This window comes from Chryseobacterium sp. (assembly GCF_029240215.1).
Lineage (GTDB): Bacteria > Bacteroidota > Bacteroidia > Flavobacteriales > Weeksellaceae > Chryseobacterium.
Genome location: NZ_JARBTK010000002.1, coordinates 651,108 through 676,452 on the forward strand (window position 1 = coordinate 651,108; position 25,345 = coordinate 676,452).

A 25,345-nucleotide genomic window follows, 5' to 3' on the forward strand; every position below is an offset into this window, starting at 1 on the left:
TATTTTAATCTTCAAGTCTTTTCAATACTGGTTGTCTTTAACCAATAATTTAAAATAGAAAAATGGTAACAGATCCAATTTCAGATTTCCTAACAAGAGTAAGGAACGCACAAAGCGCAGGCCACAAAGTGGTGGAAATTCCTGCATCGAAAATCAAAAAGGAGCTTACGAAAATCTTATTTGATCAAGGGTATATCTTAAACTATAAGTTTGAAGATAGCGCTGTTCAAGGGACGATCAAAATCGCTCTTAAGTACGACAAGCAAACAAACAAGCCTGCAATCAAATCTATCCAGAGAGCTTCAAGACCAGGTCTAAGACAGTACAAAGGTTCTGCGGAACTTCCAAGAGTACTGAACGGTTTGGGTGTAGCAATTATCTCAACTTCTAGAGGAGTAATGACAGATAAGAAAGCTAGAGAAGAAAAAGTAGGCGGTGAAGTAATCTGCTATGTTTATTAATTTTTAATCAAAGGAAAATGTCAAGAATTGGTAAAGCAATTATAACAATTCCAGCTGGAGTTACTGTCACTGAAAAAGATGGCGTTGTAACTGTAAAAGGTCCTAAAGGAGAACTTACTCAGGAGCTTACAGAAGGAATTACTTTAGAACAAGAAGATGGAGTGCTTACATTCAGCAGACCATCTGATTCTAAACAACACAGAGCGCTTCACGGTTTGTACCGAGCGTTGATCAACAACATGATTATTGGAACCGCTGAAGGTTTCACTAAGAAGTTGGAATTAGTGGGAGTAGGATACAGAGCTTCTCACTCAGGTCAAAAACTTGAGTTAGCTTTAGGATTCTCTCACGGTATCGTATTAGAACTTCCAAAAGAAGTAGTAATCGATACATTGACTGAGAAAGGTAAAAACCCAATTATTACTTTAACGTCTTTTGACAAGCAACTTCTTGGAATGGTAGCGGCAAAAATCCGTTCATTCAGAAAGCCTGAGCCATACAAAGGAAAAGGTGTAAGATTCGTAGGAGAAAATGTTAGACGTAAAGCTGGTAAATCTGCTTAATAAATTTTAAGAAAATGGCACTAAGTAAATTAGAAAAAAGAATAAGAATAAAAAGAAGAGTAAGAGGGAAAATCTCTGGATCTTCTGAATTGCCAAGATTATCTGTATACAAGAGTAATAAGGAAATTTACGCTCAGTTAATAGACGATAAAGATGGTAAAACTTTGGCTTCAGCTTCTTCGAGAGAAAAAGGTGTAGATGCTAAAGGTACTAAAAGTGAAATTTCTGCTGCTGTAGGTAAAGCTATTGCTGCTAAAGCTATTGCTGCTGGAATTGAAGCTATTGTATTTGATAGAAACGGTTTCGTATATCACGGTAGAGTTAAGGCTCTGGCTGATGGTGCGAGAGAAGGAGGACTTAAATTCTAATCATTAAATTTCGGAAAATATGTTAGGACTAGATAATATAGAAAGAGTAAAACCGGGAGGATTAGAATTAAAAGATCGTCTCGTATCCGTAAACAGGGTAACAAAAGTAACTAAAGGGGGTAGAGCTTTCGGATTTTCTGCAATTGTTGTTGTAGGAGACGAGAATGGTACTATCGGTTTTGGCTTAGGAAAATCTAAAGAGGTAGCTTCTGCTATTGCTAAAGCAGTAGAAGATGCTAAGAAAAATCTTGTAAAAGTTCCTGTAATGAACCATACAATTCCTCACCAGACTACTGCAAGATACGGTGGTGCAGATATCTTCTTGAGACCTGCTTCTCACGGTACAGGTCTTATCGCCGGTGGTGCGGTAAGAGCGGTATTAGAGTCTGCTGGTATTCATGACATCCTTTCAAAATCTAAAGGATCTTCAAACCCTCACAATGTGGTAAAGGCAACTTTCAAAGCATTGTTAGACATCAGAAGACCAGAAGAAATTGCAAGAATGAGAGGAGTTTCTCTAAGTAAAGTGTTTAACGGTTAATAAATATACAATGGCAACAATTAAAGTAAAACAAGTAAGAAGCGCTATTGGTAGAACAAAAACCCAAAAGAGAACGCTTGAAGCATTAGGATTTAAGAAACTTCACCAAGTTGTAGAGCACGAAGCTACTCCTTCTATTTTAGGAATGATAGCTGCAGTTAGTCACTTACTTGAAGTTCAAAAATAATTTTTAAAATAATTTTAAAATGAATTTAAACAACATAAGACCTGCTGCAGGATCTACTTTTAGTTCAAAAAGAATTGGTAGAGGACAAGGTAGTGGAAGAGGTGGTACATCTACCAAAGGTCACAAAGGTCAGAAAGCAAGAGCTGGTTATTCTCAGAAAATAGGTTTCGAAGGTGGACAGATGCCTTTACAAAGAAGATTACCTAAATTCGGTTTCAAAAACGTAAACAGAAAAGAGTATAGAGCAATCAACCTGGATGATATTCAAAACTTAATTGATACTAAATCTTTAACAGGAGATATTACAAAAGAAGTTTTGGTACAAAACGGTTTGGCTACTAAGAACGAAATAGTGAAAATTATGGGTAGAGGAGAATTGAAATCTGCGGTTTCAATTTCTGCTGACAAGTTCACTAAATCTGCTGAAGAGCTTATCTCTAAAGTAGGTGGAAAAGCAATTACCTTATAATATTACTAATGAAAGAATTTATACAAACCCTTAAGAATATTTGGAGCCTTAAAGAATTAAGAGATAAAATTCTCTTCACTTTAGGTATTATCCTTGTGTATAGATTCGCATCTTTCATCTCTTTACCTGCGATTAATCTTGCAGAAGTAGGAGATCTCTTAGAGCATTATAAAAATCAAGGCGGTAACAAGCAAGGAGCAGGTCTCCTTGGCTTGCTTTCGTCGTTTACGGGTGGGGCTTTCAGCCACGCTTCCGTGATGGCGTTAGGTATCATGCCTTACATTTCTGCTTCTATTATTGTTCAGTTGATGGGGATGGCTATTCCTTATCTTCAGAAACTTCAAAAAGACGGAGAATCGGGTAGAAATACATTGAATCAGATTACTAGATGGTTAACGATTGGGGTTTGTCTTGTACAGGCACCTTCTTATTTAACTTCTATTACTCAGTTATTCTTACCGTATGCTCAGTTCCAGTCTGCATATTTTGTAGATCCGAACTCTATCATGTTCTGGTTGCCAAGTATTGTAATCTTGGTTGCAGGTTCTGTATTTGCAATGTGGTTAGGTGAAAAAATTACCGATAAAGGTATTGGAAATGGTATTTCTATCCTTATTATGGTAGGTATTTTATCTAGATTACCGGAAGCATTTGTACAGGAAATCGCAGTACAGAACGGAAAAGGAGGATTAGGATCAATCATGATATTGATTGAAGTAATATTCTGGATGCTGGTTGTTCTTTTAGCAGTAGTATTATCTGTTGCGGTAAGAAAAATCCCTATTCAGTATGTAAGCAGAGCTCAGGCAAGAGGAGGTGTAAACAAAAATCTTATGCAGGGAGCAAGACAGTGGATTCCATTAAAAGTAAATGCGGCTGGGGTTATGCCGATCATTTTTGCTCAGGCATTAATGTTCGTACCTGGTTTATTGACAAAATTTGATGAGTCTAATACTTTTCTTGCAGGTTTCAAGAATGTTTTTAGCTGGCAGTACAATGTATTGTTCGCACTATTAATTATTATCTTTTCATTTTTCTATACCGCAATTACAATTCCGGTGAACCAAATGGCTGATGATTTAAAGAGAAACGGAGGTTTGGTACCGAAGGTAAGACCAGGTAAAGAGACAGCTGATTATTTAGATGACATTTTATCAAAAATTACCTTGCCGGGTGCAATATTTTTATCTATCTTTGCAGTCCTTCCGGCAATAGTGCATGGAAGTCTTGTTCAGACAGATGCGTTTGCCTTATTTTTTGGGGGAACTTCGTTGCTAATTATGGTTGGGGTGGTATTAGATACTGTTCAACAGATTAACACTTATCTGCTGAATCATCATTATGATGGCTTAATGCAGTCTAAACTATCAAGATCGACTGGATATTAATTTATGGCAAAACAAAAACATATTGAACAGGATGGCGTTATTACGGAAGCACTTTCGAACGCCCAGTTCCGTGTAGAGCTAGAAAATGGGCATATACTTATCGCTCATATTTCTGGTAAAATGAGAATGCATTATATTAAACTTTTACCTGGTGATAAGGTAAAACTAGAAATGTCTCCTTACGATTTAACAAAAGGGAGAATTACATTTAGATATTAAACAACCGCCAAATGGAATCTTCTGATCTCCATTTGGCTATTGTTAAAAAATAAATATATTTTAAATGTAATCGGAAGATTATGTTTGATTATAGAAAAAAAATAAATATTTCAAATGAAAGTTAGAGCATCAATTAAAAAAAGAAGTGCTGATTGCAAAATCGTTCGCAGAAAAGGCGTTCTGTTTGTAATCAACAAGAAGAACCCAAAATTTAAACAAAGACAAGGCTAAATTATGGCGAGAATTTCAGGTATTGATTTACCAAAAAACAAAAGAGGTGTTATCGGTTTAACTTACATCTACGGAATTGGAAGAAGCACATCTTCAGAAATCCTTAAGAACGCCGGTATCAGCGAAGACAAGAAAGTCAACGAATGGAATGACGATGAATTGGCTGCAATCAGAAATTACATCACTGAAAACATTAAAGTAGAAGGTGAGCTTAGATCTGAAGTGCAATTGAACATTAAGCGATTAATGGACATAGGATGCCAACGAGGAATACGTCACAGACTAGGACTACCTTTAAGAGGCCAGAGAACGAAAAACAACTCGAGAACCCGTAAAGGAAAGAGAAAAACAGTTGCTAACAAGAAAAAAGCAAGTAAATAATCGTTAGGAATTATGGCAAAACAAAGTAAAGTAGTTAAAAAAAGAAAAGTAAAAGTTGAAGCTATTGGTGAAGCGCATATTCAGGCTTCTTTCAATAATATCATCATTTCTTTAACAAATAAAAACGGAGAAGTTATCTCTTGGGCATCTGCCGGTAAAATGGGGTTCAGAGGTTCTAAAAAGAACACTCCTTTTGCTGCTCAAATGGCAGCTGAGAATTGCTCTAACGTAGCTCACGAAGCTGGTTTAAGAAGAGTAAAGGTGTATGTGAAAGGTCCGGGTGCAGGTAGAGAATCTGCTATCAGAACTATTCACAATTCAGGTATCGAGGTGAGCGAAATTATTGACGTTACTCCTATGCCGCACAATGGATGTAGACCACCAAAAAGAAGAAGAGTTTAATTTTTAGAATTTACCCATTATGGCAAGATATATTGGACCTAAAACTAAGATTGCTAGAAAGTTTGGCGCTGCAATCTACGGAGATGATAAAAACTTCGAGAAAAGAAAAAACCAACCGCCAGGACAACACGGTCCTAACAAAAGAAGAGGTGCTAAAAAATCAGAATACGCAGTTCAGCTAGCTGAAAAACAAAAAGCTAAATATACTTACGGTATTTTAGAAAGACAGTTTGCTAACTTATTTGAAAAAGCACACAGAAGTAAAGGTGTAACAGGTGAAGTTTTATTACAGCTTTGCGAATCAAGATTGGATAACGTTGTATACAGATTAGGTTTTGCTAAAACCAGAGCTGGTGCAAGACAGTTGACTTCTCACAGACACATCACAGTGAATGGTGAGATCCTTAACATCCCTTCTTATTTGGTAAAAGCAGGTGATGTAATCGCTGTAAGAGAGAAATCAAAATCTCTTGAAGTAATTACTGATTCTTTAGCTTCTAAAGCAAACTACGAGTGGTTACAATTCAACGATGAGAAAAAGCAAGGTACTTTCGTATCTGCTCCTGAGAGAATCCAAATCCCGGAAGACATCAAGGAACAGCTTATCGTCGAACTTTACTCTAAATAATTTTTTAATCAAATTTTTGCTCAACCCAATAATATGGCAATTTTACAATTCATAAAACCCGATAAAGTAATTCTACTTAACTCTGATGAATTTAAAGGTCAATTCGAATTCAGACCTCTAGAACCAGGTTTCGGGCTTACAATCGGTAATGCTTTGAGAAGAGTGTTGCTTTCTTCTCTGGAAGGATACGCTATTTCATCTATCAAAATAGAAGGTGTAGAGCACGAATTTTCAACGATTCCAGGAGTAATAGAAGACGTTACCGAAATTATTCTTAACCTTAAGCAGGTAAGATTAAAAGCTACAGCAGAAAACCAGACTAACGAACAGGTTGTTGCTAAAGTTTCCGGTCAAACTGTAATTACTGCTGGTGATTTAGGTAAATCAATCAACGGTTTTGAGATTCTTAATCCAGAATTGTTGATCTGTAACTTAAACTCAGATGTAACTTTCGAAATCACGTTTAATATAGAAAAAGGAAGAGGGTATGTACCTTCTGATCTTAACAAGTCAAACAATGCACCTGTAGGTACTATTGCTATCGACTCTATTTTTACGCCAATCAAGAAAGTGCAGTACAGCATTGAAAATTATCGTGTAGAGCAAAAAACAGACTACGAAAAATTAGTATTAGATATTGAAACTGACGGTTCTATAAGCCCTCAGAATGCTTTAACAGAAGCTTCTAAGATATTGATTTATCACTTCATGTTGTTCTCTGATGAGAGAATCACTCTAGAAACTGAAGCTGTAAAGGCATCTATCCAATACGATGAGGAAACTCTTCACACAAGACAACTTCTTAAGTCTAAATTAGCAGATATGGATCTTTCTGTAAGAGCCCTGAACTGTCTGAAAGCGGCTGAAGTTGAAACATTGGGAGAATTGGTTTCTTACAGTAAGTCTGATTTGATGAAATTCAGAAATTTTGGTAAAAAATCTTTGACAGAACTAGAAGAATTAGTGCATTCAAAAGGTCTTAACTTCGGTTTCGACGTTGCAAAATATAAATTAGACGCTGATAATTAAATAATAATGAGACACGGTAAAAAATTCAATCACTTAGGAAGAACAGCTTCTCACAGAAGCGCGTTACTTTCTAATATGGCTTGTTCTCTGATTGAGCATAAAAGAATCAACACTACTGTAGCTAAAGCTAAAGCTTTAAGAGTATATGTTGAGCCTCTATTAACAAAAGCAAAAGAAGATACTACACACAACAGAAGAATTGTTTTTTCATATCTTCAAAGTAAAGAAGCGGTTACTGAATTATTCAGAACTGTAGCTCCTAAAATCGCTGAAAGAAACGGTGGTTACACGAGAATCATCAAGACTGGTTTCAGACCTGGTGATGCTGCAGATACTGCTCTTATTGAGTTAGTTGACTTCAATGAGCTTTATAATCCTAATGCTGAGGAGAAAAAGACGACAAGAAGAAGTAGAAGATCTGCTTCTACTGCAAAAGTAGCTGTTGAAGCTCCTGCAGTAGTAGAAGAAAAAGTTGAAGAGCCTAAGGCAGAAGCAACTGATTCTACTGAAGAAAAAGCTGGTGAATAATATTCATTCAGATATATAAAAAAACCGCTCAGATTTCTGAGCGGTTTTTTTGTGTTTTATATTTTGGTTTTTACCAATTCTATAATGTTGTCACCTTGATGAAGAATCAGGCTGTCTCCTTTTACTGTTGCTTTCATCTCTGCTTTTTCATAAGTAGTTTCAGTTCCGGTTGATTTTACTTTATCCAGAATAAATGTTTTTTTATTACTGGTAATAGAAACATTACTCTCTTTCGGATCGTAATTGTAAACAACTTTTACTAATGCTCCGTCAGTAGCTTTATAAACATAATCTGTTTTGATGGTCTTTTTACCGTTTACATCTACATTGTATCCGATCGTAGAATCTACTTTTCCGTTGTCGGCAAGAATGATCTGCTCCGAAGAATCACCTTTTAGAATGCCTTTATTTCCGCTCTCATTTTTGCAGCTTATTAAAGATAAAGCGACAAAAGACGCAGCGATGAGAATTTCTTTTTTCATTAAGTTTATTTTTGAAATTATTAATTTGAAATTAATCTTCTATATATAGAATTTTCATTAAATTTAAGAAAAACAAAAAACAAACCAATAACTGTTAAACTCAAAATTTAAAATTACACAAAAGTGTAATTGTTTCTGCTTTGTTTTCTGTTGAAATTTGTCTTAAAGAAATCAATAAACATGAGCATTTCCATAGCCATAGTAGAAGACGAAAAAAACTACAACAATGCGTTGAAGAAAGTGATCGATTACCAAACAGATATGAAGGTGATCGCTCAGTTTTTTGACGGAAATGCTGCTCTCAAAAATTTATCTGATCTTTCTCCCGATGTAGTCATGATGGATATCCAACTTCAGGATATGCTAGGAATTGACATTATCGGAAAGTTGAAAAAAGATATGCCCACAACTCAATTCATCATGTGTACAAGCTTTGAGAATGACGAAATGATTTTCAATTCTCTAAAAGCCGGAGCAATGGGTTATCTCATCAAAGGAGAAAGCATGGATAAGATTCTTTCTTCAATAAGAGATGTATACAACGGTGGTGCCCCGATGAGTTTTTCAATTGCCAGAAGAGTTTTAACTCATTTTGAAAGGAAATCAATTGAAGTGAAAGACTTTGAAGAGCTTACAAAACGCGAAACTGAAATCGTAGAACTTTTGTCTCAGGGACTTTTATACAAAGAGATTGCAGATAAAATATTTGTAAGCATTGATACCGTAAAAAAACATGTCGGAAATATATACAGAAAGCTTCACGTAAACAATAAAGTGGAGGCTATTAATAAATTTAACCATTTTAAAAACTAGAAATCATGGACAAAAATCAAGATGTATTAAACCCAATCGTTGATATAAACGAATGGAATGAGAATAACCGAATCACCAATAAAAATGATATTGATTGGGGGAAAATGAAAGTTTATGAACAGTTAAAAGACAGAGGAGTGGATTTTGATATATACGAGATCAGAGGGGGGGAAAAAGGAAATTGGGATGATCCGGTAACGAGCAGAATGCCTCCTGAAAATGCTTTTCAAATGATTCAGGAATTTTATTCAACAGTTTCGGATAAATATGAGAAACATATATCAATAACAAAAACGATAGCCGATGAGCTTTTCGTAGATAATGAAGATGTAAAAATATTCTTTGGTGAGAATAATGAGGGCTTACTTTTTATGGCTCAGAATACCATCGGTGAGAATTACTATATTATCAGTAACTGTGAGTCAAAAATAGAAATTACAGAAGAAGATTTTTTGAACTATAAATCTGTTTATGATGAAGGATTAAAGTCAGTATTGGATGAATATATTAAGGAAAAGCGAAATGATGAGTCAGCAAGTAATACAAAACGTTTTGTTTTAGGAAATATCGTTTATAATGAATTATTAAAACAACAGGCACAAAAGCCATCAGCTAATATTGTTATTTCCTTTTATCCTGCTATACATATGAGAGATATTTTAGATCAAACTTTATCATATAAAAATAGATTCACATGTATCATGATATTAGAAGAACGAAATGGTAGAGATTTTACGCCAATTAGTGAAACTGGAGTTTTTGACAGAAATGGTCTTTGCCCACCACCAGATAATTCAACTTGTTAGATGAGTTTTTTAGATATTTTATATTACATAATAATATTTATAAATTTAATTGTTTCCATAGCCTATAAAGTGTTGTGGAAACAATTTTTTTGGTTGTATTTCGGTATAACAGTTATAATTGAGATGCTAGTTAGTTTTAAAGTTAGTTTTATCACTTCAAGAATCTACAATTACCTAGATCTGTTTTGCATTGGTTATTTCGGATATATTTATTTTAAAGAGATTTATAACAACAGTGCTATTAGAATAACTTCTATTATTTCAATTATAGTTGGAGGATTGTTTATGTTTTTTTCTAAAACGCACTATTCAATTGCTACAGGGTTTTTATACAGCGCTTTTTTAATTTTTATTTCATTGTTTTGGTTTTATAAAAAAATTTCTGAAGAAAGTAGAGAGGATAATATTTTATATTTATGTTTTTTCTGGATAAGCAGTGCATTACTACTTTGGTCAGTTTTCTATATTTTTAGAATGCTTCCAATGTATTTTTTTGTTAAGACTGATTTAGAATTTTCATATATGTTAAAAATAACTTTTCAGATTATTACGATAATTTCTTATGTAGTTTTTTTTAAAGGTTTATTGTGTAAGAGATGAGAGAACTTCCATTTCAAATAAAAATTGTATATATCATAGCAATAATTGTTATGATGCTGTTTGTAGCATTCATTATTTTTGTGGTGATTACCTATAACCGCAAACAGCTGCTGTACCTAAAAGAAAAGCAACTCAAAGAATCCGAATACCAAAACCAACTCCTTCAAAAAGAACTCGAAAAACAAAAATCAATAGAAAAAGAGCGCGAACGAATTTCCCATGATATGCATGACGATCTCGGAGCGGGAATTTCTGCATTAAAACTTCAGGCTGAATTTTTAAAACAAAAAGCAGAAGATGGTGAACTGAAAAATGATATTGATGACCTACTGAAAACTTCCGAGGAGATGAATTTTTCTATGAGGGAAATGATTTGGAGCCTGAATTCAGGAAATGATACTTTGGGAAGTTTTATAGATTACTCCAAAATATACGCTCAGAATTTTCTGAAAAAGACATCAATTCAGCTTACTATTGAAGTCGGAAATTTTAATGCTGGAACATCAATTTCTACAGACCAAAGACGAAATCTTTTTTTATGTTTAAAAGAATCACTGAATAATGCTTATAAACATAGTCAATCCAATCAACTAAAACTTTCGTTTATTCAGGAAAATAAAAATTTTATAATGAAAATCTCTGATAACGGAATAGGTATTATTCAGGGGAAAAAGGAAGGGAATGGGCTTCGAAATATGAAACATAGAATGCAGGAACAAAATGGGAGATGTGAGATATTAGTAGAAAATGGAACCCATTTATTCTTTAGAATAGATTTATAATTAATCTCAAATTTTTTTAAATAAAGCAGCATCATTTTTAATGGTGCTGCTTTGTTATTAGAATCACCCGTTTGTGTAATTGACTGGAAGCTTTTTTAGAGTGAACTTTGAACTACAAAACTGATAACTATGAAAACTACAATTGACAATACGTTTGATGATTTCAAAACGGCATTAAATAACAACCCGACACTTCAACAGGAATTTAAAGAAGATCCTGTACGCGCAGCTGAAAATTTTGTAATTACAAATCCTAAAGAAACAGATCCATGGATTTACAGAATTATTGTACTGGCACTTGGTTTGGCAATCCTTTCGATTATAATCGGACTGGTGATTATAACAATGAGTAAGGTTACCTTCGATCAGCAACTCATTACTATTTTCACTGCCATTTCATCCGGAGCAATTGGTGCTTTAGCAGGACTTTTAGCTCCATCACCAAATAATGTAAATAAATAAACAATATAAATATAATAATCATGAAAAAAGAAATTAACATCAATCCAGTAAATGGAAATGTGAGTGTAAATGTAAAAACTACAGGTTTAGTAGGAGCGGGATATCATTTGGATGTTTTCGAGAAAAACAGCAATAATGTAATTTTCAGATATTCGGGAACAAACGTCTACGATCATGACGATTGGCGTGTTCTTCCCAATTCCGCAGACATGAATGTTAACAGAGTTATCATGTTGAATACCACAGTGGTTCCTGCTGAAAATGATCCTGTTGAAGAAAAGAAATTTACAATTCGTTTACAGATATTTCAGAACGGGAATATGATAGACGAAGCAGTGATTGCTGATAAAATTACAAAACAGCATAAAAAATTTATGACATTGGTAAAACTGATTTAAAATGAAAACAATTATCATCGTATTATTAATGTTTCCTTTGCTAACATTTGCGCAGAATCCTTCCGATAGTCTTGTCAAAAATTACAAACTGAATTTTGCACTTCCGGATAATCCTGCCTTTAAAGCTTTAGGGACAGAACCAAGCAATATTTTAAGACCATCATTAACTCAAGACTTCTCTTTCGTTGCATCCGAATTTTTTGATGGCAAAAATTTAATTATTCCAACATCTTTCGGTGTTGAAGTCAGCCCGATATTGCTTATGAACACTGAAACCATGACTTTAAGCCAATTCAGGAAACATAACGCATGGAAAACATCACGCTTTTCATTAGGAACTCTTAAAGATTCATTGAAAACAAGAAATATATCATTAGGATATAGAATTACGGTAATCAACAAAGGGGATTTGCGTACAGATACTGAAGGTCTTGAAGAGTTTCTGCAAAAAGTTGCAGTTGCAAAATCAAAACAGCGAGCCGATCTCGTAATAGAATTCTTAAACGTAAATAATCTTCAGATCTTTAGTATGACTCATGAAGATAGTTTGAGGATGGAAAAATATGTTCAGGATAATTTCAACGAAACAGATGATGAGTTTGAAGAAAGAATTAAAAAGTTAAGAGAAGAATACAAAAATAATCATTGGAATGCAGAAAAGCTTGATTTTGCTGCTGCTTTCGTAGGTCAATCCTCGGATTCTTTAGTATCAAATGTTTCGTTCCGTAATTTCTCCGTTTGGAGTACATATGCTTTACGGATCAAGAAATTTGCTCAGGTTTTAGTGGGTGTCAATTATCAACTTAATAACTTGCTAGATAAAGATTATCATTCAGTAAGTATTTCAAACAGGAATTATTTTGGCAGCAACAGAATTAAATTCTTTTTTGAAGAGCAGTTGAAATACGATCAGTTTCTAGGAGATAAAACAAATCTTCTTCTAAATCTTGGAGCTGAAGCAAATCTTAACAAAGGATTTTGGATTGATCTCAATGCAGGTTTCATAAAAGATTATAATAATAATTCGTCTGATTTTGTCTCACAGCTCAGGTTCAGATATACATTACCGGAATAAAAATTACCGCCTCTTATGATAGAGGCGGTTTTTAGTTGTGAATAGATAAGTTACATATAATCTATTTTAAATAAAGACTATATTTTGAATTTATTAAAATTAACTAAAATTTAACTCAAAAAACATCAATTACCATATTTCGAATAACGAAAAAACTTATTTTTTAATTAAATTTGTCTAAACTATAAATAAACAAAAAATGAGTTACATTTCTTACATAGAAGCAAGACAAATTTTGGATTCAAGAGGGAATCCTACAGTGGAAGTTGATGTATTTACAGAAAGTGGCGCGATGGGTCGTGCTGCAGTACCTTCTGGAGCATCTACCGGGGAACATGAAGCAGTAGAATTGCGTGATGGTGGTTCTGAATGGATGGGGAAAGGTGTTTCTAAAGCTGTAGAAAATGTAAGAGAAGTGATTGCTCCTGAATTAGTGGGTCTTCCGGTTTATGATCAGAATCTTTTAGATCAGATCATGATCGATTTAGACGGAACTAAAAATAAAGGGAATATTGGTGCTAATGCGATTCTTGGAGTTTCTTTAGCTGCTGCAAAAGCTGCTGCTGCTGAACTAAAAATGCCGTTATACAAATATATCGGTGGTGTAAATGCTAATACACTTCCTGTTCCGATGATGAATGTAATCAATGGTGGATCTCACTCAGATGCCCCGATTGCTTTCCAGGAATTTATGGTAATGCCGGTAAAAGCAGATTCTTTCTCTCATGCATTGAGAAAAGGAACTGAGATTTTCCATAACCTTAAAGCGATTCTTCATTCAAGAGGTTTGTCTACTGCGGTAGGTGACGAAGGTGGTTTTGCACCAACTTTCAAAGGAACTGAAGATGCTTTGGATACTTTACTTCAAGCTATCGAAAAAGCAGGTTACAAACCTGGTGACGATGTAATGATTGCATTAGATTGCGCAGCTTCAGAATTCTACAAAGAAGGAGTTTATGATTACAGAAAATTCCAGACCCCGGATGCAGCTCAGTTTACAAGCAGTGAGCAGGTGTCTTATTTGGCTGAATTGGCAAACAAATACCCAATCATCTCTATCGAAGACGGTATGCAGGAAAATGACTGGGAAGGTTGGAAAATGCTTACCGACAAAATCGGTGACAGAGTACAATTGGTTGGGGATGATTTATTTGTAACCAATGTTGAGAGATTAAAAAGAGGAGTTGACGAAGGAATTGCAAATTCAATTCTTGTTAAAGTAAACCAGATCGGTTCTCTTTCTGAAACAATGGCAGCAGTACAAATGGCTCAGCACAACAAGTTTACTTCAGTAATGTCTCACAGATCAGGTGAAACTGAAGATTCTACAATCGCTGATTTAGCAGTTGCGATGAATTGCGGTCAGATCAAAACAGGTTCAGCTTCAAGATCAGACAGAATGGCGAAGTACAACCAATTGTTGAGAATCGAAGAAGCTTTGGGTGATACGGCTTATTTCCCTGGGTTAGATGCTTTTAAAATCAAAAGATAATTCATTGAATTTATAAATGACGGCAAACGAAATTTTTTGTTTGCCGTATTTTATAATAAATAGTATATTTAAAAAAAATAAATTATAATAATGTCAGACAACAAAGTTATATTGAATTACGATGGTAATTCGTATGAATATCCTATCGTAGATAGTACAATCGGGGACAGAGGAATAGATATTTCAAAATTAAGAGATCAAACGGGTCTTATTACCTTAGATTTAGGGTACAAAAATACGGGTGCTACATTAAGTGAAATCACTTATCTTGATGGTGACAAAGGAGAATTGTTCTACAGAGGTTATCCTATCGAGCAAATTGCTGAGAAGTCAAACTTTACAGAAGTAATGTATCTTTTGTTACACGGTGATTTACCTACAACAGATCAATTTAATACCTTCAACAGTAATATCAAAAAATATAATTTCGTGGCAGAGGAGATGAAAAAAATCATCGATGCATTCCCTCGTTCTGCTCACCCAATGGGAGTCTTATCTTCTCTTACTTCTGCTTTGACTGCTTTTAATCCTAAAGCTGTTAATGTAAATTCAAAAGAAGAGATGGACCTTGCTGCAGAATTGTTGATTGCTAAATTTGCTCACCTTGCGGCATGGACTTACAGAAAAACTTTAGGTTTACCGCTTAACCACGGAGATAATAACCTGAATTATGTAGAGAATTTCTACAAAATGTCTTTCAGACAGCCAAATGCAGATTTCGAAATCAATCCTGTAGTTGTTGATGCTTTAGATAAACTATTAATTCTTCACGCTGATCACGAGCAAAACTGTTCTACATCAACTGTAAGAATGGTAGGCTCTGCTCATACAGGTCTTTTTGCTTCAGTTTCTGCGGGTATTTCTGCGCTTTGGGGTCCACTTCACGGTGGTGCAAACCAGGCAGTTATCGAAATGCTTGAATTGATCGAAAAAGACGGTGGTGATGTTAATAAATGGGTAGCAAAAGCAAAAGATAAAAACGACAGCTTCCGTTTGATGGGATTCGGACATAGAGTTTACAAAAACTTTGATCCAAGAGCAAAAATCATTAAGAAAGCTGCTGACGATTTATTACTTGCATTAGGAATTGAAGACAAAGCGCTTGAAATTGCAATGCAATTAGAAAAAGTAGCTCTTGAAGATGAATACTTCATCGAAAGAAAATTATATCCAAACGTAGATTTCTATTCAGGAATCATCTACAGAGCATTAGGAATTCCTACAGAAATGTTTACCGTAATGTTCGCATTGGGAAGACTTCCGGGGTGGATTGCTCAGTGGAAAGAAATGAGATTAAAAGGAGATCCGATCGGAAGACCAAGACAGGTTTACCAAGGAGCTCAAAAAAGAGATTATATCGATATTGCAAACAGATAATACTGTTTTCTTATAATTTAAATCCCAAAGTTTTGCTTTGGGATTTTTTTGTGAATTAATTATTCTGTAATTATTATTAATTAAAATTTACTATTGATTATAGTGCTCTGTAGGAGCGTCATGTCTGTAGAAAAAATATCACTATCAGTCGAGCTCCGTAGGAGCGGAATATTTGTAAGAAAATGTTTTTGTCAATTACAGCAATCTGTACATAAATTTAACCAAAAAATTGTCTGAATAATTCAAATGATAAGCTCTCTATACGTTTTTGGGGTATTCAAAAATGGTGAATAATGGAAATATTTTGCATACTATAATTAATTATGGAACAAACGACGTATTAATATTTTCAGTTTAAAGATTATATGATTTAATTTCGTTCCTCATCCATTATTTATATCTGAAAAATATGGATTCGATAGATAAAATTTGATGATATTCAGGATTTTTAAAACTAAAATCTAACTAGCGAATTCCACAAATTTTATTCAATATTAAATTTTTGACTTCGATGTTCTTTAATTATATTTGTGGCTCATGCTATGTAATCCATGCTTTAATTAAAGCAAAGACATTAGACGTATTTTTTTATGAAACTAAATATCAAAAACGAAACCGGAAGACTAAAGTCAGTGGTTTTGGGACAGCCCAATTCAATGGGACCAAATCCCACTTTAGAAGAAAGTTATGATGCCAAATCATATCATTCCATTCAGCACAATATTTATCCTAAAGAGAAAGATATCATCGAAGAAATGGAAGCTTTTGAAAAAGTCTTGAAAAAATATGATGTTGAAGTTCTTCGTCCGAGTATCATTAAAGATTACAATCAGGTTTTCGCAAGAGATGTGTCGTTTGTCATCGAAGATAAAATGATTATTTCCAATGTCATTGCAGACCGGGCGGACGAGCAGGAGGCTTACCGCTCGATTTTTGAAAAAGTGAAATGGCGTGATATTATCAATCTTCCCGACACTGCCCATATCGAAGGCGGAGATGTCATCGTATGGAATGACTTTATTTTCATAGGAACGTGTTTTTCACAAGATTACAGGAATTATAAAACAGCAAGAACTAACGAATACGCTATAGAAATCCTGAAAGAATATTTTCCAAAGAAAAGAATTCTCGATTTTGAACTGAAGAAAAACGACAGAGAACCTTATCAGGGAATTTTACATTTAGACTGTACATTCAACCCGATCGGAAATGATAAATGCATCATTTATAAAAACGGTTTTGTAGATGAAAGTGACTACAACTTAATCATCGATATTTTCGGGGAGGAAAACTGTTTCCATGTTACAGACGAAGAAATGTTTGAAATGTTCCCGAATATTTTTTCGATTTCTCCGGAAGTTGTTGTTTCAGATAAATCATTTACAAGAATGAACGAACATCTTAGAAATGAATGGGGAATGACTGTTGAAGAAATTCCGTACAGAGAGATTTCTAAAATGGGAGGACTTTTACGTTGCTCTACAATGCCTTTAGTAAGAGAGTAATAAATATTAAGGTTTGGAAGTTTTTTAATCTTTCAATTTCTTATTTTAAATCAGAGAAAAATGCAAACAACAGATACAGTCTTAATGATAGAGCCGATAGCATTCGGTTACAATGCAGAAACAGCGGAAAACAATTACTTTCAGGTGGAACAGAAAGGAACAGATATTCAGTCAAAAGCTTTGGCGGAATTCAATATTTTTGTTGAAAAACTGAGAAGCAAAGGAATCAATGTCATCACGATAAAAGATACTATAGATCCTCACACTCCGGATTCTATTTTCCCAAATAACTGGGTAAGTTTCCATAATGACGGAAAAGTAGTTTTATACCCTATGTTTGCTTCAAACAGAAGAGTAGAACGACGAGAAGATATTATCGAAAGCATAAAAAATCAGGGGTTTGAAGTAGCCGAAATCGATGATTGGTCTTTACCGGAAATTCAGGGACATTTTTTGGAAGGAACGGGGAGTATGATTTTCGATCACGACAATAAAATCGCTTACGGTTCAGTTTCTTTAAGATTGGATGAAAATTTATTCAGAGAATTTTGTGGAAAATATGGTTTTGAGCCAGTTGTTTTCCATTCTTTTCAGACGGTAGGCTCAGAAAGACTTCCGATTTATCATACCAATGTGATGATGTGTGTTGCAGACAAATTTGTTGTGATTTGTTTAGATTGTATTGATGATGAGTTGGAAAGAAACAAAGTCATTGAAACCATCAAAAATTCAGGAAAAGAAATTATAGAAATTTCTGAAGAGCAAATGCAGCAATTTGCCGGAAATATGCTTCAGGTTCAGAATAAAGAGGGTGAAAAGTTTTTGGTAATGAGCCAGACTGCATATCAGTCTTTAAATCCTGAGCAAGTTTCAAATATTGAAAAATACTGTGAAATCATTTATTCAGATTTAAATACAATTGAAGTCAACGGTGGCGGAAGTGCACGTTGTATGCTTGCTGAAGTTTTCCTGCCGAAAAAATAATATATTTGTAAAAAATATTTAATTGAAACCATTATCAAATAAAGGTTTGCATATTCTTCTAACTTTGGAAACAGAGTTAGAAGATTTGTTATTAGACAGTGTGCACTTCTTGCAATACATTCATAATATATTGGAAGAAAAAGATGTTGAAGTTGTAGGTGTAACCAATCATGTTTTTGAAAACCAAAGCTTTACTTCTGCAGTCTGTCTTAAAGAATCTCATCTTACGATTCACACCTGGCCGGAATATAAGCAACTGACTTTCGATGTTTTTCTCTGCAATTATACACAGGATAATACTGCAAAAGTAGAGCAGATCGCAGATGAGGTTGTGCAGTATTTTAATGCCACAATTATTCAGAAACACAATATTTACAGATAAAAAATGCATTACACTTGTCCCGTTTGTAATACAGAAAATAACATTGACCTTACCTTTCGTGTTGAAGAGTACGTTTGCAGATCGTGCTCAAATCATATTGACATCGACCAGAATATTTCTAAAAGAATTGTCAAAAAACCGATAGAAAATGTCGTTCTCGAAGTTGGTCAGAAAGGAATATTACAAGCTGTAGAATTTACAGTAATATCAATCGTTATCCGCAAGTACGGAACTCACATTTTTTGGAGAGAGTATGCTTTGAAAGATAAATCAGGGAATGATCTCTTTCTGAGTGAAAGCGATGGTCACTGGGTTTTACTGGAAACGATTCCCAAAGAAAAATTTATTTTAGGAAGTAGTAAAACTTTGGGTGAATATAATGGTAAAACCTATCGTTGGTATGAAACTACAGATTGCAACATTCATTCTGCCGCCGGTTTTTTCGAAGATACTTTAAAGTTTTCATTGGCCACTTACAAAGAATATGTAAACGGAACAGACATGATTTCCCGTGAACAGTCGGGAAGCAAAATAGAATATTTTAAAGGTGAGCATATTTCAAAAAACGAAATTAAAAAAGCTTTTAATATACCCAATTTGCCTCCGTATTCAGGAATCGGAATCGTTCAACCTTTTTACATCAATATCAAACAGGTAATCAATATTTTATGTATTGCCGCTCTTCTGATTTGTCTGATGCAGACTTACGTTTATACTTCAAGAGCGAATGATACTGTTTTTCAGGAAAATATTTATTTTAAAAATATTGAAAACAAAGAGCTTGTCAGCAAAAGTTTTACACTTTTGGGAGGTTCTGCACCGTTAGAAGTGAGAGCGCATACTGCAGTCGACAATTCTTGGGCAAACATACAGCTAAGTCTTGTCAACGAAAAAACGAACGAAACTACTTACGTATCAAAAGACATTGAAAAATATTCAGGAGTTGAAGGCGGAGAAAGTTGGACAGAAGGAAGTGAGACGGAGGAATTTAATATCTGCGGCGTTGCTCCCGGAACCTATCACTTCGTAATCTCTGCAGAGAAACAGAAAATAATAGAAACTACAATACCCGGTTCTGCAACAGATGGAGTAACCTTGTCTAAAGATCCTTCAGGAATAATTAATGTTCTGAACAACGCAACTCAGGAAACTACATCTTTCGGTGATGTAAAAACATTGGAATCAGATTCCAGCGAGATTGGAAACTTGGTCAAACAAGCTTTTCCTAATAAAAATTTAGATTCATTGCTCAATGTTTCTCCGGTGGCTCAGACCCCAAATTTAAGTAGAGTATCTGATGAAAGTTCTATAGACATCAAAGCAACATGGCTTCCCGTTTCATTCTGGAATTTTGGAATAATCATAGCTTTAATGGTAATCTTTTTCGTTATTTGTTATGTAGGAAAGTACTATTTCAATGTTTCAAAATGGAAAAACAGTTCAAACTCACCTTATCCTCAATCATAAAGTATGAAGATTTTTAAATATTTAAAAGAAAATTGGTTTCTTCTTACGATAGGAGGCGTGTTTTTGGGATGGTTTGTCTATCTTACTTATGATGGAAACCAGCTATGCGATTGCGAAAAAACAGAAACCTACAGAGACGGAACAACAGGAAGACATCAGTCTTCAGGTGTCGGATTTTACAGATATTATCACAAATAAAAATATAAACTTATGGAAAATATAAATTTTTTACCGTTCATCAATTCGATCATTTATTCCGTTTTGGGAGTTGCCATTTTATTGGTTTTTTACCTGATTATCGAAAAATTGACACCAGAAAAAACATGGCACGAGATTGCACACAACAAAAATGTGGCTTTGGCAATTATCTTCGGTTCTTTTATCATAGGAATCTCTATCATCATCGGTTCGGCAGTTCATGGATAAAAAACGACTGTCTTTAGAGCTACTTTTACTGTCTTCTGTATTTGTCATTGCGACTTGCGGACTGATCTACGAATTGGTTGCAGGAGCTTTGGCAAGTTATCTTTTGGGAGATTCCGTGAAGCAATTTTCTTTCATCATCGGGGTTTACCTTTTTTCGATGGGAGTAGGTTCTTATCTGGCGAAATTCATCAAAGGAAGCTTGATCGATAAATTTATCGAAATTGAAATTCTTGTCGGAATCGTTGGCGGAATCAGTTCGGTAGTTCTGTTTTTATTATTCAATACGGTTGGTCATTTTGAGTGGGCTTTGTATCTGTTTGTGTTTTCCACAGGATGTTTAGTCGGACTTGAAATTCCGCTTTTGATGAATATCCTGAAAGATAAAGTTCAGTTTAAAGATTTGGTTTCCAATGTTTTTGCGTTCGATTACGTGGGAGCTTTACTCGCATCCATTCTTTTTCCTCTAGTCTTAATTCCTAATCTCGGAATTATTAAAACACCATTATTTTTTGGTTTAATTAATATTTCCATTGCTATTTTTCTGTGTTTTTACTTGAAAAATGATTTGCTTAAACCTTTTTCATTAAAAATAAAATCCATCGGAGCATTTATTTTGCTGCTTGTCCTTTTTATTTTTTCAGATCGAATTTTATCTTTTTCGGAAGAAAAATTGTACGGAGAAAATGTTGTCTATTCCCACAACTCGCCTTATCAACGGATTGTTTTAACGAGAAACAGTAAAGAATTCAGATTATATTTAAATAACAATCTTCAGTTTTCATCCACTGACGAATACCGTTATCATGAAGCTTTGGTTCATCCTGTGATGTCAATGGCAAAAAACATTGATCATGTTTTAATTCTTGGCGGCGGAGACGGTTTTGCAGTGCGTGAAGTTTTAAAATATAAAGACGTTAAGAACATTACTTTAGTCGATTTAGACGGAGAAATGACAGGTTTCTTTAAAAATAATGAAACAATGCGGCAGCTTAATCAAAGTTCGTTGTCCAATAAAAAAGTGACGGTCATCAACAAAGATGCTTACATTTGGGTAAAAGAAAACAAGCGGAAATTTGGAGTTGTAATCATCGATTTTCCGGATCCTTCCAATTACAGCTTAGGGAAATTATATTCTCTGCAGTTTTATCATGAACTGGAAAAAATTACCACAACAGATACCAAAATTGTGGTTCAGACCACTTCACCTTATTTTGCTCCAAAATCATTCTGGTGTATTGAGAAAACGATGAATGAGGTATTTCCATTTACCAATGCTTATCATACGTATGTTCCGTCTTTCGGAGAGTGGGGTTTTTCGATGACTTCTTTTGAACCGATCAATAATAAGATTTACAGAAAGATTCCCAATCTTAAATTTTACGATTACAATTTTTCTCAGATGTCCTATTTTAATAAAGATATGAAAGCCAATTCGGTTGAAGTCAACCGATTGGATAATCAAATATTAGTACGTTATTTTGATGAAGAGTGGGGGAAAGTACAGTAGAAAAGATTTCCTTAAAACAATCTTTTTAGGAAGTTTAGTGCTTCCCTTTCTGCAGTATTGCGGAAAGAAAGGAAAGTCGTTGCTACTGAAGATCACAGGAACCAATCACGTCCTCGGACACAAACTCTGGGCTAAAGATTTTCCTACTTTTTCAGAAGAAATTCACACAAAATATCTGATTGTCGGTGGTGGAATTTCAGGACTTTCGGCGTGCCGGTTTTTAAACCAGAACCATCAGAGAGATTATCTTCTTCTCGAAATGGAAAATCATCTCGGAGGGAACTCATCAAACGGCGAAAATAAATTCTCAAAATTTCCTTTGGGAGCTCATTATTTACCTTTACCTAACAAAGAAAATACAGAAATTATTGATTTTCTGAAAGAGTGTAATATTTGTTTGGGTGAAGATGAAAACGGCGAACCTGTTTTAGATGAATATCAAATGACGTTTCCGCAGCAGGAAAGGTTGTTTTATAAAAATTCATGGCAAAATGATGTTGTTCCGCAAAAAGGAATTTCTTCGGAAGTTCAGCAAGAAATGCAACGTTTTTTTACCATTATTGATCAGTTTCGTCTGAAAAAAGATTCTCATGAAAAATATTGGTTTGCAATTCCGGTACATGATTCAAGCAGGGAAGATGAGGTTTTGAATCTGGAAAAAATACTTTTCAAAGATTGGCTTCATGAGCAAAATTTTAAATCTGAAGAATTGCTTTGGTTACTTGATTATTCATGTCGCGACGATTACGGGTTGGGAATAGACTATGTTTCTGCATGGGCAGGAATTCATTATTTTGCAGGAAGAAAAAACAATTGGAGTAAAAAATATAAAGATCAGGTTTTCACTTGGCCGGAAGGAAACGCAAGATTGACAAAACATCTTTCAAAATATACAGAAGGCAAAAACCTGACTCAACATTTGGTGTTTGATATTAAAATTAATGAGAATAAAGTTGAGGTTTTGAGTTTCGATAATATTCAGAAAAGGACAAAAAAGATTGTTGCTGAAAAAGTTCTTTTTGCAGCACCTCAATTTGTCAATGAAAGAATTTTTAAAAACAGAAATACAAAATCTTTCAATTATGTTCCGTGGCTTCTGACCACGATTACTCTCAAAAATGAATTTGGCGGTGATGAAGAATTGGCTTGGGATAATGTCATTTATGGTTCGGAAGGTTTGGGATATATTTACGATCAGCATCAGAATGTCAATCAGATTTTGGGTGAAAAAGTAATTACGTACTACAAAAGTTTTTCAACCCGTGATTGCAGAAAAGCAAGAAAGAAATTGTATTCGATGAAAGAAGATCAACTCAAAAGTTTAGTTTTGGATGATTTAAAAAAAGCACATGCTTTAATTGAAGAATTTATTATTGAAATACAGTTTCATAAAATTGGTCATGCAATGATTGCTCCCGTTCCCAATCAGATTTTTGGAGAAGAAACTCAAAAAGCACAAGAATCAATTGAAGGAAAAATATTTTTTGCGCACACTGATTTATCGGGAATTTCGATTTTTGAAGAAGCTTTTTATCAGGGAATCAAAGCTGCCAAACAGATGATATGAAACAATCATGGATACATAATGCAAAAACTGACGGTTGGTTGATCCTTTCACCGCCTTTTTTGATCCTGCTGATTATTTTTGTTTTTCAACAACAGATTCAGAGTCTTGAACGTGGATATTCTTTCTACACATGGCTTTTTCTCATTGTTTTTGTAGATGTTGCGCATGTGTATTCTACTTTATTTAAAACATATTTTATAAAAACTGAAATCCGGAAAAGACCACTTTTGTATTATGGAATCCCCGCATTGAGCTGGATTTTAGGCTTAGTTCTGTACCAGTTTGGAAGTCTCAGCTTTTGGTCGGTTTTGGCATTGATTGCAGTCTTTCATTTTGTCAGACAACAATATGGTTTTATGAGAATCTATGCACGTTTTGAACCTAATGGCTTGAGTAAAAGAATAGATGAAATTGCTATTTACGCTGCAACCATTTATCCAATGTTGTATTGGTTTAAGACTCCAAGAGCATTCACATGGTTTGTTGAAAATGAATTTAATTGGTTTAAAAATATACCGGATTATACACAGGTTATCACTATTATTTATTTCATCATACTATCAGCCTGGATTTTTAAAACTGCTTTCGAAATCTTCAGAACCAAGCAAATCAATATTCCTAAAATTGCTATCATTACCGGAACTTTTCTTTCATGGTATTTCGGAATTGTGTATTTCAATAACGACTTTGTTTTCACTTTCCTGAATGTTATTTCGCACGGAATTCCGTATGTCGCTTTGATTTACATTAGAGAAATTAAGCAGAAAGAGAATCAACAGCTCAACAGATTATCGGTTTTCAAATCTACTTTTGGAATATTTCTTTTTATAGCAGTTATCTTAGGGTTTGCTTTTTTCGAAGAGTTCCTTTGGGAAGTTTTGATCTGGAGAGAGCATTTTTCATTTGATTTTAAACTTTCAGAAACATGGTTTCAGTTTTTGGTTCCTTTGCTTGTGGTTCCTCAATTAACGCATTATTTATTGGATGGATTTATCTGGAGAAATTCAAAAAACTAAACCGATTAAAATCGAGTTTTGATGAGGCTTAATTTTAATAGGCATTTGAAACCTGATTTTGAAAATAGGTGAAATATTCCAAATACATACTTGATTTTCGTACTACAGATTAGACATTCAATATTTGTTTATTGATCACTTCGACCTCTTATCAATAAGGAATAAAGATTATCTGCATCGGAATACCATCTGTATTATAAAGAAAAGAAACTGTTTATCCAGGAATGCGTTCGTTCGCCTTAGGAATATCAGCTTCCCGGTACTGAATATCATCTTAATAAGTCGGAAAAACATCTGCATGTTTCGGAATGCCATCTGTCTACATCGGAATATCATCTATCCGGGTCGGAAAACCATCTGTATCCTTCGGAAAGACATCTGGACGAATCATCATGAAATATGAAACAAAAAATGCCCAATCATCAAATCGAGCATTTCATATATCTATTTGTTTCTCGAATTTTCTACAGTCTAAATTATAAATAATGCGTCAAGTTCTGTCGCATTACAGCTATATCTTTGTGAAAATTAATATTCTAAATCATATTAAATCTCATTAATTTAATTTAGAAGTACTAAAAAATAATTAAATTAGCAAAAATTAACAATCATTAAAAACTCAAATGATGAAAAAACTCTACATGAGTGCATTATTCTTATGCACGGTTTTGAGCGTTTCAGCTCAGGAGGTGGTTTGGCAGAAAGACATCAAATCCTCCACTCAGGATTTTCTTTCACAAGTCACTACGACAATCGATCAGCAATATTTGATTACAGGAAGCTCGATTCAATCGAAAAAAATCACTTCA

Annotated in this window: 32 protein-coding genes and 1 pseudogene; 32 read left to right on the forward strand and 1 reads right to left on the reverse strand. The window is 34.3% G+C overall.

Translation table 11 applies throughout. From position 1 onward, the window contains the following. Positions 1-62: 62 nt before the first annotated feature. From rpsH to rplQ, 14 genes are all read left to right on the forward strand, one after another. On the forward strand, positions 63-461 hold the full coding sequence (gene rpsH / locus K0R77_RS07055) for a 30S ribosomal protein S8 (RefSeq protein ID WP_050378492.1): 399 nt from the start codon (positions 63-65) through the stop codon (positions 459-461). Positions 462-478: 17 nt separating this feature from the next. Continuing rightward, positions 479-1,024, forward strand: coding sequence for a 50S ribosomal protein L6 (gene rplF, locus K0R77_RS07060; protein ID WP_300350362.1), 546 nt, complete (start codon positions 479-481; stop codon positions 1,022-1,024). Positions 1,025-1,038: 14 nt separating this feature from the next. Beyond that, positions 1,039-1,392, forward strand: coding sequence for a 50S ribosomal protein L18 (gene rplR, locus K0R77_RS07065; protein WP_047442251.1), 354 nt, complete (start codon positions 1,039-1,041; stop codon positions 1,390-1,392). A gap of 19 nt (positions 1,393-1,411) precedes the next feature. Then, positions 1,412-1,933 carry a 30S ribosomal protein S5 gene (gene rpsE, locus K0R77_RS07070; RefSeq protein WP_050378495.1) on the forward strand — a complete coding sequence of 174 codons (522 nt, stop codon included), beginning with the start codon at positions 1,412-1,414 and terminating at the stop codon, positions 1,931-1,933. 10 nt (positions 1,934-1,943) lie between these two features. Beyond that, positions 1,944-2,120: a 50S ribosomal protein L30 gene (gene rpmD / locus K0R77_RS07075; protein ID WP_007839493.1), complete on the forward strand. Its 177-nt coding sequence runs from the start codon at positions 1,944-1,946 to the stop codon at positions 2,118-2,120. Between the two features lie 19 nt (positions 2,121-2,139). Beyond that, positions 2,140-2,589: a 50S ribosomal protein L15 gene (rplO, locus tag K0R77_RS07080; RefSeq protein WP_267596199.1), complete on the forward strand. Its 450-nt coding sequence runs from the start codon at positions 2,140-2,142 to the stop codon at positions 2,587-2,589. An 8-nt stretch (positions 2,590-2,597) separates the two neighbouring features. Beyond that, entirely contained in the window at positions 2,598-3,977 is a 1,380-nt protein-coding gene (gene secY, locus K0R77_RS07085; protein ID WP_047442247.1) for a preprotein translocase subunit SecY, read from the forward strand. Between the two features lie 3 nt (positions 3,978-3,980). Continuing rightward, entirely contained in the window at positions 3,981-4,196 is a 216-nt protein-coding gene (gene infA / locus K0R77_RS07090; protein ID WP_034684855.1) for a translation initiation factor IF-1, read from the forward strand. 114 nt (positions 4,197-4,310) lie between these two features. Next, positions 4,311-4,427, forward strand: a complete 117-nt coding sequence (gene rpmJ, locus K0R77_RS07095) for a 50S ribosomal protein L36 (RefSeq protein ID WP_007839480.1) — start codon at positions 4,311-4,313, stop codon at positions 4,425-4,427. Positions 4,428-4,430: 3 nt separating this feature from the next. Beyond that, positions 4,431-4,808, forward strand: coding sequence for a 30S ribosomal protein S13 (gene rpsM / locus K0R77_RS07100; protein ID WP_050378498.1), 378 nt, complete (start codon positions 4,431-4,433; stop codon positions 4,806-4,808). A gap of 12 nt (positions 4,809-4,820) precedes the next feature. Further along, on the forward strand, positions 4,821-5,210 hold the full coding sequence (gene rpsK, locus K0R77_RS07105; RefSeq protein WP_129535100.1) for a 30S ribosomal protein S11: 390 nt from the start codon (positions 4,821-4,823) through the stop codon (positions 5,208-5,210). Between the two features lie 19 nt (positions 5,211-5,229). Further along, complete coding sequence (rpsD, locus tag K0R77_RS07110) at positions 5,230-5,838, forward strand: 30S ribosomal protein S4 (protein WP_050378500.1); 609 nt, start codon at positions 5,230-5,232, stop codon at positions 5,836-5,838. A gap of 33 nt (positions 5,839-5,871) precedes the next feature. Beyond that, positions 5,872-6,867 carry a DNA-directed RNA polymerase subunit alpha gene (locus K0R77_RS07115; protein WP_300350373.1) on the forward strand — a complete coding sequence of 332 codons (996 nt, stop codon included), beginning with the start codon at positions 5,872-5,874 and terminating at the stop codon, positions 6,865-6,867. A 6-nt stretch (positions 6,868-6,873) separates the two neighbouring features. Then, on the forward strand, positions 6,874-7,395 hold the full coding sequence (gene rplQ / locus K0R77_RS07120; RefSeq protein WP_300350375.1) for a 50S ribosomal protein L17: 522 nt from the start codon (positions 6,874-6,876) through the stop codon (positions 7,393-7,395). Between the two features lie 56 nt (positions 7,396-7,451). Here rplQ and K0R77_RS07125 read toward each other — a convergent pair whose 3' ends face one another. After that, positions 7,452-7,877, reverse strand: coding sequence for a hypothetical protein (locus K0R77_RS07125; protein WP_300350377.1), 426 nt, complete (start codon positions 7,875-7,877; stop codon positions 7,452-7,454). Between the two features lie 180 nt (positions 7,878-8,057). Between K0R77_RS07125 and K0R77_RS07130 the strand changes: the two genes are divergently transcribed. The 18 genes and pseudogenes from K0R77_RS07130 to K0R77_RS07215 all read left to right on the forward strand — a co-directional run. After that, the gene (locus K0R77_RS07130) at positions 8,058-8,690 is read left to right on the forward strand and encodes a response regulator transcription factor (protein WP_300350380.1); all 633 of its coding nucleotides are present in this window, start codon (positions 8,058-8,060) and stop codon (positions 8,688-8,690) included. A gap of 5 nt (positions 8,691-8,695) precedes the next feature. Next, positions 8,696-9,496, forward strand: a complete 801-nt coding sequence (locus K0R77_RS07135; protein WP_300350383.1) for a hypothetical protein — start codon at positions 8,696-8,698, stop codon at positions 9,494-9,496. Between the two features lie 650 nt (positions 9,497-10,146). Next, positions 10,147-10,878, forward strand: a complete 732-nt coding sequence (locus K0R77_RS07140) for a histidine kinase (protein ID WP_300350385.1) — start codon at positions 10,147-10,149, stop codon at positions 10,876-10,878. Positions 10,879-11,007: 129 nt separating this feature from the next. Continuing rightward, on the forward strand, positions 11,008-11,340 hold the full coding sequence (locus K0R77_RS07145; protein ID WP_300350388.1) for a hypothetical protein: 333 nt from the start codon (positions 11,008-11,010) through the stop codon (positions 11,338-11,340). A 20-nt stretch (positions 11,341-11,360) separates the two neighbouring features. Continuing rightward, positions 11,361-11,738: a hypothetical protein gene (locus K0R77_RS07150; RefSeq protein ID WP_300350391.1), complete on the forward strand. Its 378-nt coding sequence runs from the start codon at positions 11,361-11,363 to the stop codon at positions 11,736-11,738. Between the two features lies 1 nt (position 11,739). Beyond that, on the forward strand, positions 11,740-12,813 hold the full coding sequence (locus tag K0R77_RS07155; RefSeq protein ID WP_300350394.1) for a hypothetical protein: 1,074 nt from the start codon (positions 11,740-11,742) through the stop codon (positions 12,811-12,813). A 199-nt stretch (positions 12,814-13,012) separates the two neighbouring features. Continuing rightward, positions 13,013-14,305 (forward strand): phosphopyruvate hydratase, encoded by a 1,293-nt coding sequence (eno, locus tag K0R77_RS07160; protein WP_300350396.1) that lies wholly within the window; start codon positions 13,013-13,015, stop codon positions 14,303-14,305. A 90-nt stretch (positions 14,306-14,395) separates the two neighbouring features. Next, the gene (locus tag K0R77_RS07165) at positions 14,396-15,682 is read left to right on the forward strand and encodes a citrate synthase (RefSeq protein WP_300350398.1); all 1,287 of its coding nucleotides are present in this window, start codon (positions 14,396-14,398) and stop codon (positions 15,680-15,682) included. Between the two features lie 590 nt (positions 15,683-16,272). Continuing rightward, entirely contained in the window at positions 16,273-17,187 is a 915-nt protein-coding gene (locus K0R77_RS07170; RefSeq protein ID WP_300350402.1) for a dimethylarginine dimethylaminohydrolase family protein, read from the forward strand. Positions 17,188-17,247: 60 nt separating this feature from the next. Beyond that, entirely contained in the window at positions 17,248-18,171 is a 924-nt protein-coding gene (gene ctlX, locus K0R77_RS07175) for a citrulline utilization hydrolase CtlX (protein WP_300350405.1), read from the forward strand. A gap of 22 nt (positions 18,172-18,193) precedes the next feature. Further along, a complete protein-coding gene (locus tag K0R77_RS07180) occupies positions 18,194-18,553 on the forward strand; it encodes an S-adenosylmethionine decarboxylase family protein (RefSeq protein WP_300350408.1) in 360 nt (119 codons plus the stop codon). A gap of 3 nt (positions 18,554-18,556) precedes the next feature. Next, positions 18,557-20,020, forward strand: a complete 1,464-nt coding sequence (locus K0R77_RS07185) for a DUF4178 domain-containing protein (protein WP_300350410.1) — start codon at positions 18,557-18,559, stop codon at positions 20,018-20,020. 3 nt (positions 20,021-20,023) lie between these two features. Next, on the forward strand, positions 20,024-20,218 hold the full coding sequence (locus tag K0R77_RS07190; RefSeq protein ID WP_300350412.1) for a hypothetical protein: 195 nt from the start codon (positions 20,024-20,026) through the stop codon (positions 20,216-20,218). A 12-nt stretch (positions 20,219-20,230) separates the two neighbouring features. Further along, on the forward strand, positions 20,231-20,446 hold the full coding sequence (locus K0R77_RS07195; RefSeq protein WP_300350415.1) for a DUF350 domain-containing protein: 216 nt from the start codon (positions 20,231-20,233) through the stop codon (positions 20,444-20,446). Next, on the forward strand, positions 20,439-21,953 hold the full coding sequence (locus K0R77_RS07200; RefSeq protein WP_300350418.1) for a polyamine aminopropyltransferase: 1,515 nt from the start codon (positions 20,439-20,441) through the stop codon (positions 21,951-21,953). The genes K0R77_RS07195 and K0R77_RS07200 overlap by 8 nt, the downstream gene beginning before the upstream one ends. Further along, on the forward strand, positions 21,928-23,520 hold the full coding sequence (locus K0R77_RS07205) for an FAD/NAD(P)-binding protein (protein ID WP_300350453.1): 1,593 nt from the start codon (positions 21,928-21,930) through the stop codon (positions 23,518-23,520). The genes K0R77_RS07200 and K0R77_RS07205 overlap by 26 nt, the downstream gene beginning before the upstream one ends. After that, positions 23,517-24,536 (forward strand): hypothetical protein, encoded by a 1,020-nt coding sequence (locus K0R77_RS07210; RefSeq protein WP_300350421.1) that lies wholly within the window; start codon positions 23,517-23,519, stop codon positions 24,534-24,536. The genes K0R77_RS07205 and K0R77_RS07210 overlap by 4 nt, the downstream gene beginning before the upstream one ends. A 626-nt stretch (positions 24,537-25,162) precedes the next feature. After that, a pseudogene (locus K0R77_RS07215) lies at positions 25,163-25,345 on the forward strand (T9SS C-terminal target domain-containing protein); the annotation flags it as partial.

Coding starts and splice junctions, on each gene's coding strand:
- rpsH (WP_050378492.1), top strand. CDS start 63: ATGGTAACAGATCCAATTTCAGATTTCCTAACAAGAGTAAGGAACGCA.
- rplF (WP_300350362.1), top strand. CDS start 479: ATGTCAAGAATTGGTAAAGCAATTATAACAATTCCAGCTGGAGTTACT.
- rplR (WP_047442251.1), top strand. CDS start 1,039: ATGGCACTAAGTAAATTAGAAAAAAGAATAAGAATAAAAAGAAGAGTA.
- rpsE (WP_050378495.1), top strand. CDS start 1,412: ATGTTAGGACTAGATAATATAGAAAGAGTAAAACCGGGAGGATTAGAA.
- rpmD (WP_007839493.1), top strand. CDS start 1,944: ATGGCAACAATTAAAGTAAAACAAGTAAGAAGCGCTATTGGTAGAACA.
- rplO (WP_267596199.1), top strand. CDS start 2,140: ATGAATTTAAACAACATAAGACCTGCTGCAGGATCTACTTTTAGTTCA.
- secY (WP_047442247.1), top strand. CDS start 2,598: ATGAAAGAATTTATACAAACCCTTAAGAATATTTGGAGCCTTAAAGAA.
- infA (WP_034684855.1), top strand. CDS start 3,981: ATGGCAAAACAAAAACATATTGAACAGGATGGCGTTATTACGGAAGCA.
- rpmJ (WP_007839480.1), top strand. CDS start 4,311: ATGAAAGTTAGAGCATCAATTAAAAAAAGAAGTGCTGATTGCAAAATC.
- rpsM (WP_050378498.1), top strand. CDS start 4,431: ATGGCGAGAATTTCAGGTATTGATTTACCAAAAAACAAAAGAGGTGTT.
- rpsK (WP_129535100.1), top strand. CDS start 4,821: ATGGCAAAACAAAGTAAAGTAGTTAAAAAAAGAAAAGTAAAAGTTGAA.
- rpsD (WP_050378500.1), top strand. CDS start 5,230: ATGGCAAGATATATTGGACCTAAAACTAAGATTGCTAGAAAGTTTGGC.
- K0R77_RS07115 (WP_300350373.1), top strand. CDS start 5,872: ATGGCAATTTTACAATTCATAAAACCCGATAAAGTAATTCTACTTAAC.
- rplQ (WP_300350375.1), top strand. CDS start 6,874: ATGAGACACGGTAAAAAATTCAATCACTTAGGAAGAACAGCTTCTCAC.
- K0R77_RS07125 (WP_300350377.1), bottom strand. CDS start 7,877: ATGAAAAAAGAAATTCTCATCGCTGCGTCTTTTGTCGCTTTATCTTTA.
- K0R77_RS07130 (WP_300350380.1), top strand. CDS start 8,058: ATGAGCATTTCCATAGCCATAGTAGAAGACGAAAAAAACTACAACAAT.
- K0R77_RS07135 (WP_300350383.1), top strand. CDS start 8,696: ATGGACAAAAATCAAGATGTATTAAACCCAATCGTTGATATAAACGAA.
- K0R77_RS07140 (WP_300350385.1), top strand. CDS start 10,147: ATGATGCTGTTTGTAGCATTCATTATTTTTGTGGTGATTACCTATAAC.
- K0R77_RS07145 (WP_300350388.1), top strand. CDS start 11,008: ATGAAAACTACAATTGACAATACGTTTGATGATTTCAAAACGGCATTA.
- K0R77_RS07150 (WP_300350391.1), top strand. CDS start 11,361: ATGAAAAAAGAAATTAACATCAATCCAGTAAATGGAAATGTGAGTGTA.
- K0R77_RS07155 (WP_300350394.1), top strand. CDS start 11,740: ATGAAAACAATTATCATCGTATTATTAATGTTTCCTTTGCTAACATTT.
- eno (WP_300350396.1), top strand. CDS start 13,013: ATGAGTTACATTTCTTACATAGAAGCAAGACAAATTTTGGATTCAAGA.
- K0R77_RS07165 (WP_300350398.1), top strand. CDS start 14,396: ATGTCAGACAACAAAGTTATATTGAATTACGATGGTAATTCGTATGAA.
- K0R77_RS07170 (WP_300350402.1), top strand. CDS start 16,273: ATGAAACTAAATATCAAAAACGAAACCGGAAGACTAAAGTCAGTGGTT.
- ctlX (WP_300350405.1), top strand. CDS start 17,248: ATGCAAACAACAGATACAGTCTTAATGATAGAGCCGATAGCATTCGGT.
- K0R77_RS07185 (WP_300350410.1), top strand. CDS start 18,557: ATGCATTACACTTGTCCCGTTTGTAATACAGAAAATAACATTGACCTT.
- K0R77_RS07190 (WP_300350412.1), top strand. CDS start 20,024: ATGAAGATTTTTAAATATTTAAAAGAAAATTGGTTTCTTCTTACGATA.
- K0R77_RS07195 (WP_300350415.1), top strand. CDS start 20,231: ATGGAAAATATAAATTTTTTACCGTTCATCAATTCGATCATTTATTCC.
- K0R77_RS07200 (WP_300350418.1), top strand. CDS start 20,439: ATGGATAAAAAACGACTGTCTTTAGAGCTACTTTTACTGTCTTCTGTA.
- K0R77_RS07205 (WP_300350453.1), top strand. CDS start 21,928: ATGAAGAGTGGGGGAAAGTACAGTAGAAAAGATTTCCTTAAAACAATC.
- K0R77_RS07210 (WP_300350421.1), top strand. CDS start 23,517: ATGAAACAATCATGGATACATAATGCAAAAACTGACGGTTGGTTGATC.